4 protein-coding genes are annotated in these 6,284 nt (G+C 71.4%); 3 read left to right on the forward strand and 1 reads right to left on the reverse strand.

Annotated features, from left to right (window positions below):
• Positions 1-42: 42 nt before the first annotated feature.
• On the forward strand, positions 43-867 hold the full coding sequence (locus FL311_RS39925; protein WP_194869571.1) for a hypothetical protein: 825 nt from the start codon (positions 43-45) through the stop codon (positions 865-867).
• 1 nt (position 868) lies between these two features.
• Here FL311_RS39925 and FL311_RS39930 read toward each other — a convergent pair whose 3' ends face one another.
• Positions 869-2,116, reverse strand: coding sequence for an SLC13 family permease (locus FL311_RS39930; protein WP_141332884.1), 1,248 nt, complete (start codon positions 2,114-2,116; stop codon positions 869-871).
• Positions 2,117-2,205: 89 nt separating this feature from the next.
• Here FL311_RS39930 and FL311_RS39935 point away from each other — a divergent pair, with 89 nt between their 5' ends.
• Positions 2,206-4,623, forward strand: coding sequence for a DEAD/DEAH box helicase (locus tag FL311_RS39935; protein ID WP_228557403.1), 2,418 nt, complete (start codon positions 2,206-2,208; stop codon positions 4,621-4,623).
• A gap of 19 nt (positions 4,624-4,642) precedes the next feature.
• Positions 4,643-6,284 (forward strand): ribonuclease H-like domain-containing protein (locus tag FL311_RS39940; protein WP_141332885.1); only part of this gene is annotated, 1,642 nt, incomplete at its 3' end.

The raw sequence follows: 6,284 nt of genomic DNA on the forward strand, positions 1-6,284 counted from the left end.
ATTGCGGGGCGGGCCGCCCCGCAATGGGGTAAGTCTCAGGCCATGACGCGAAGCCTTCTTCCGTTTATCGCGCTGGCGCTCTGCGCCGGCTGTGCGTCGCAGCGGCTCGCCGGTGCCGACCTGGACCGCGTGCGCCGCCCCGCCTTCATCTCCCGCATCGAGGACGGCGCGGGACCTCGCAGCTTCGTATTCCGAGAAGACTCCGCGTACGGAGACAAGCTCAAGAAGCTGGAGCCCGTGGAGGCGGACCGGCGGCTCACCGTGAAGCTCCAGCAGGCGGTGACGCGCTTCGAGATTTCCGAGCGGCTGCGCGTCAACACGCTGACGCAGCTGCCTCGCGAGGCCCCGTGGACGTACACGGTGGACCCGGCGCGCGTGGCGTCCGTGCTGGAGAGCTTCCTGGTGGAGGAGGTCCCCGCGAACGCTCCGGACTACGACCTGGTGACGCCGCTGGGCGCGGACACCATCGTCGAGTTCGTGGTGCAGGAGTACGGCATGCGCAGCAAGAAGGGCCACGCGGGTGCCTTCCTGCGCGGCTATGGCCGGATGTTCACGCTGGATGGGCGCTCGGAGGTGTGGCGCCACCCGTTCGAGGTGGACCAGGTGGAGGCGGGCGCGGAGCACCTGGACCCGTTCAAGGTGGGGAAGAACCCGGACCTGTTCCGCCAGGCGCTCACCACGCTGCTCGACCAGGTGGCGCTCGAGTTCGTGAAGGACCTCACGCCCAGGGACCGTCGCGGCGGCCCCACGGTGGCGACGCCTCCGGGCCCCGCCGCTCCCGACGCCGTCGCGCCCACCTTCGTCGAGCCGCCCAAGCCGCCCGAGCAGGAGCTGGCGCCGGGCGAGCTGCCGGACCCGGACCCCTGAGTCAGAACAGGGCGTGCTCCGCGAGGAGCACCGCGATCCCCACCGCGAAGCTGACGAGCGTCACGGGCAGCCCCACGCGCAGGTAGCGCATGAAGGACATGTCCACCTTGCCACGCGCCGCCTCGAAGACGATGAGGTTGGCGACGCTGCCGACGAGGGTGAGGTTGCCGGCCAGCGTGGAGCCCAGGGCCAGCACGTGCCAGCCCAGCTCCACGTTCTGCAGCGTGGGCACCCACGAGCGCGCGAGCATGACGAAGGGCACGTTGCTGAAGAGGTTGGACGCCACCAGCGTCAGCCCCGCGAAGCCCAGCGTCTCCCGCCACGGCGGCCCCGCCATCAGCGGCGCGAAGATGAGGCGGATCTCCTCCGCCCAGCCGTGCTTGTTCACGCCGTAGACCACCACGAAGAGGCTGGCGAAGAACAACAGCAGCACCCAGTCCACGCGCTCGAGCGCCTCGCGCGGCTCACGACGGGACAGGGCCATCACCAGCGCGGCGCCGGCCAGCGCGCTCCAGCTCATGGGCAGCCCGGCGAAGAAGGCCACGATGACGCCCACCGTCACCGTGAGCGTCAGCACCAGGAGCCAGCGGTCCACGGGCGGCGGTGGCGGCTGGGGCTCGAAGCGCTTCGTGCTCAGCTCGTTGCGGAAGAGGTACACCAGCGCGGCCGCGACGATGACGGTGGACAGGAGCGCGGGCACTGCCATGTACGCCGCGAAGCTGGCGTACGAGATTCCCGAGGCACCCTGGATGAGCATGTTCTGCGGGTTGCCGGTGAAGGTGGCCACCGAGCCACTGTTGCTGCCCATGCACACCGCGAGCAGGTACGGCACGGGCGGCAGCTTCGCGTCATCCACCGTGGCGAGCACCAGCGGCGTGAGCATCAAGCACACCGTGTCGTTGACCAGGAACGCGGACAGCACCGCGGAGATGAACGTCACCGCGATCAACAACAGGCGGGGCGTGCGGGCGCGACGTACCGCCCAGGCGCCGGCCGTGCGGAAGACAGCGGCCTGGGACATGTACGCGGCCAGCAGCATCATCCCGAGCAGCAGGACGATGGTGTCCGCGTCGATGGCGTGCTTCGCGGTGTCCTCGCTGTGGTTGAAGACCTCCGCGGGCGAGACGACGCCGAACACCACCATGAGGACCGCGCCGAGCAGCGCGCCTCCGGGGCGGTCGAGCTTGAGGAAGGGGAGCCGGGCGCCGGCGATGAAGACGTAGGTGAACAGGAAGATGGCGAGGGCCACGGGCGCGGGAACCTAGCCGAGCCCCGTCCGGCGCGCTCGACCGTGTTCGCGTTGTCCGGCCCGGTACACACCTGTACAGTGCCCGACCCATGAAGTTCGAGAAGGAAGAAGGGGCCTTCGGTGGCCCGCGTCGCACCCCGTGGAATGCCCCTCGGGGGTTGGACTCCGTGCTCCAGCAATGGAAGGCGGACCGGGGCCTGTCGCCCTGCTTCTCGCTCGACGAGGCCACCCCCGCCCGGGTCGGCTCGTTCGCGCCCATCCCCGAGGACGTGGCCCCCCAAGTGCGCGAGGCGCTCCGCCAGCGCGGCGTCGAGCAGCTCTTCTCCCACCAGGCCGAGGCCTTCCGGCTGGCCCGCGCGGGCAGGAACCTGGTCATCGCCACCCCCACCGCCTCGGGCAAGAGCCTCTGCTACAACCTGCCGCTGATGGATCGCTTCGCCCGGGAGCCCCAGGCGCGCGCCCTCTACCTGTTCCCCACCAAGGCGCTGTCCCGAGACCAGGAGGAATCCCTCCGGGCCTTCATGCGCGAGGCCGGGCTGACGCACGGCGCGATCACCTTCGACGGGGACACGCCGGCGGATGCTCGACGCGCCGCCCGGGAGCGCGGGGGCGTGCTGCTCACCAACCCCGACATGCTCCACACGGGCATCCTCCCGCACCACGCGAGCTGGGCTCGTTTGTTCTCAAACCTGCGCTACGTGGTCATCGACGAGCTGCACACGTACCGGGGCGTCTTCGGCTCGCACCTGGCGAACGTGCTGCGCCGGCTGCGTCGGGTGGCGCGCTTCCATGGCTCGGACCCGGTGTTCATCGCGGCGTCGGCGACCATCGGCAATCCGCAGGCGCACGCGTGGCGGATGCTCGGGTGTGACGTGGAGCTGGTCGCCCAGAGCGGGGCGCCGGCGGGTGAGCGGCGGGTCATGGTGTTCAACCCGCCCGTGGTCAATGCGGAGCTGGGCATCCGGGCCAGCTACCTCAAGACGGCGGTGCGGCTGACGTCGGACCTGGTGCGCGCGGGCGTGTCGACGCTGCTGTTCGGACAGTCGCGCAACAACATCGAGGTGATGCTCAAGTACCTGCGCGACCGGTTCGTCGAGGAGAAGCTGGACCCGTCACTCATCCAGGGCTACCGGGGCGGCTACCTGCCGGGGACGCGGCGGGCGACGGAGGCGGCGCTGCGCGCGGGGGACGTGCGGTGTGTCGTCGCGACGAACGCGCTGGAGCTGGGCATCGACATCGGCTCGCTGGACGCGGTGGTGTGCGCGGGCTACCCGGGCTCGGTGGCGGCGCTGATGCAGCGCTTCGGCCGCGCGGGACGTCGGGGCGCGGGGAGCCTGGCGTTGCTGGTGACGTCGAGCGCGCCGCTGGACCAGTACATGGCCGCGGACCCGCGCTTCCTCATCGGGGCGCCGGTGGAGCACGCGCGCATCGACCCGGACAACGTGGAGATCCTCGTCCAGCACCTCAAGTGCGCGTCGTTCGAGCTGCCGTTCGAGGAGGGCGAGGCCTTCGGCGACGTGCCGGCGGAGTCGACGGCGGAGGCGCTGGGGTTCCTCGCGCAGCACCAGGTGGTGCATCCGACGGCGGGGGAGGGTGGTCGGCGCGTGTTCCACTGGTCCTCGGATGCGTATCCGGCGAACCACGTGTCGCTGCGCAGCGTGGGCTGGGACAACGTGGTCATCATCGAGCGCGGCACGGACCGCACGCTGGCGGAGATGGACTTCCGCTCGGCGCACACGATGTTGCACGAGCAGGCCATCTACCAGCACGAGGCCGAGCAGTATCAGGTCGAGCAGTTCGACTACGAGAACCACAAGGCCTTCGTGCGCAAGGTGGCGCCGGACTACTTCACGGACGCGATGACGTACGTGCGCGTGAATGTCATCCAGGAGGACCAGGGCGCGCCCGTGGGCCCGTCGCTCCAGGCCGGCATGGGCGAGGTGAGCGTCATCGAGAAGGTGGTTGGGTACAAGAAGATCAAGTACCACACGCACGAGAACGTCGGTTACGGCGAGGTGGCGCTGCCGGAGATGCAGATGCACACCACGGCGCTGTGGCTGACGGTGCCGGAGTCGGTGGTGCGCTCGATGAAGGCGCCGAGGCCCGCGGTCATCGACGCGCTGCGAGGCATCGCCACGGCGCTGCGCACCGTGGCGTGCGTGGGGTTGATGATCGACCCCCGGGACATCGGCAAGACGCTGGGCAGCCGCGATGACGCGGACGGGCCTCCGCGCAAGGATGGTGGCGTGGGGTTCGATCCGACCATCTTCCTCTACGACAACATCCCCGGCGGCGTGGGGCTGGCGGCGCGGCTGTATGACCAGCGCGACGAGCTGCTGGTGCGCGCGCGGCGACTCCTGGAGTCCTGCGCGTGCGAGGAGGGCTGCCCGGCGTGCATCGGTCCGGCGTCGGGTGTCATGCCGGGACAGGCGCCCATGGACCCGCATCCGCGCAAGCGCTTGGGGCTCGAGGTGCTGAGCCTGCTCGGCGTCGCGGGCGTGCAGTAGACGGCGGAGGGCTCGGCGCGTGGACCTCAAGCGAAAGCTGGCGCGACTGACGGGCGTGGGACCCGGCGGCAAGCCCGCGAGCCGCGTGGCCACGCTCCCGGCGCCGTCGGGCGAGGGGAGGGCTCCACCGGGGAACGTCGCCGACGGTTCAGCCGAGGCGAACACCTTCGCTCCTGCTTCACCGCCGCCGACGGTGTCAGCCGCCCCGGCTCCTGCCCATACGGGCCAAGCCCCCGGACCGGACGAGACATCGCGCCACGCCGTCACGCCCGAACCGTCAGCCGCCGCATCGCCCCAGGCCCCCGCGCGCCCGAGCGACCCGCGCATCGAATCCCTCCGGCGGATGCTCGCGGACTGGTCCGAGCGACAGGGCCAGACCGCCGCGCGCCGCGGTCCCACCCAGCCTCGTCCTCCTCCCGGCCCACTGCCCGTCGTGGCCCAGGAGACGCCCCACGGCACCGTCCACGTCTCCGAGCGTCTCCTGCCTCCGGACCACCACCACGGCAGCGCCCCCGTGGCCGGCGCCCTCGACGTGGAGGGCGCCCTGGTCGCCCGGCTCGCGCTCCACGAGGACCTGGCCGGCGTGGACTACCAGCGCATGCTCTTCCTCGACACGGAGACCACGGGCCTCGCCGGCGGCACCGGCACCGTGCCGTTCCTGGTGGGCCTCGCCTGGTTCGAGGGGCGCTCGCTGCGCGTCCACCAGCTCTTCCTGCGCAAGCTCGGCGAAGAGGCCCCCATGCTGCGCGTGCTCGCCGAGCGCATGGCCCGCTCCTCCTGCATCGTCACCTTCAACGGCAAGAGCTTCGACTGGCCGCTCTTGCGCACGCGCTTCGTCCTCAACCGCGTGAAGGCCCCCGCCGAGCTGCCCCACCTGGACCTGCTCCACTGCGCCCGCCGCGTCTTCAAGCACCGGGGTGCCGGCACGCGCCTGGTCCACATGGAGGAGCAGGTGCTCGGCCTGCGCCGCGTCGACGACGTGGACGGCTCGCTCATCCCGGACCTGTACTTCCGCTACCTGCGCGGCGGCGACGGCGCCTCGCTGACGCCCGTGCTCGAGCACAACGCCAACGACCTCCTCCTCCTCGCCGCCCTCCTGGGCGAGCTGGTCCGCCGCTTCCGCGCCGGCGACGGCACCGCCGTTCCCCGGGACGAGGACCCCAGGGACCTGCTCGGCTTCGCGAGCGTGGCGCTCCGGGCCGGAGACCACACCCGGGCCCGGGCCTTCGCGGCCGCGGCGACGAAAGGCTCCGGCACCGTGGGCCTGGAGGCCCACGCCCTGGCCTCGCGCCTGGCCCGCATGGCCGGCGAGCCCCAGGCCGCCGCGGACCACCTGCACCAGGCCCTCCAGTCCGCCCGGGGCTTCCAGGCGGCGAGCCTGCACCTGGAGCTGACCAAGCTCTACGAGCACTCCCTCAAGGACCTCGCGGCCGCGCTGCGCCACGCCCGACTCTCGGCGGCGGCGGAGTTGCCGGAGGACCACCGGCGCCGCATCGTTCGCCTGGAGGGCCGAATCGACCGGAGCACGCGAGCCCGCGCGCTTGCCGCTGAGCACCACGCCGAAGGGTGCGTTGCCATGGTAGATGTCGATGTTCGGCCCGTAGTTGGCCTCGCGGTACAGGCCGAAGAAGTCGCCCTCCTCGCCCCAGTGGTAGTGGCCG

Source organism: Myxococcus sp. AB025B (assembly GCF_006518215.1).
In the GTDB taxonomy this organism is placed as follows: domain Bacteria; phylum Myxococcota; class Myxococcia; order Myxococcales; family Myxococcaceae; genus Myxococcus; species Myxococcus fulvus.

What these genes read in the sequence shown, in the direction of transcription:
- FL311_RS39925 (WP_194869571.1), top strand. Translation starts at nt 43, where the DNA reads ATGACGCGAAGCCTTCTTCCGTTTATCGCGCTGGCGCTCTGCGCCGGC.
- FL311_RS39935 (WP_228557403.1), top strand. Translation starts at nt 2,206, where the DNA reads ATGAAGTTCGAGAAGGAAGAAGGGGCCTTCGGTGGCCCGCGTCGCACC.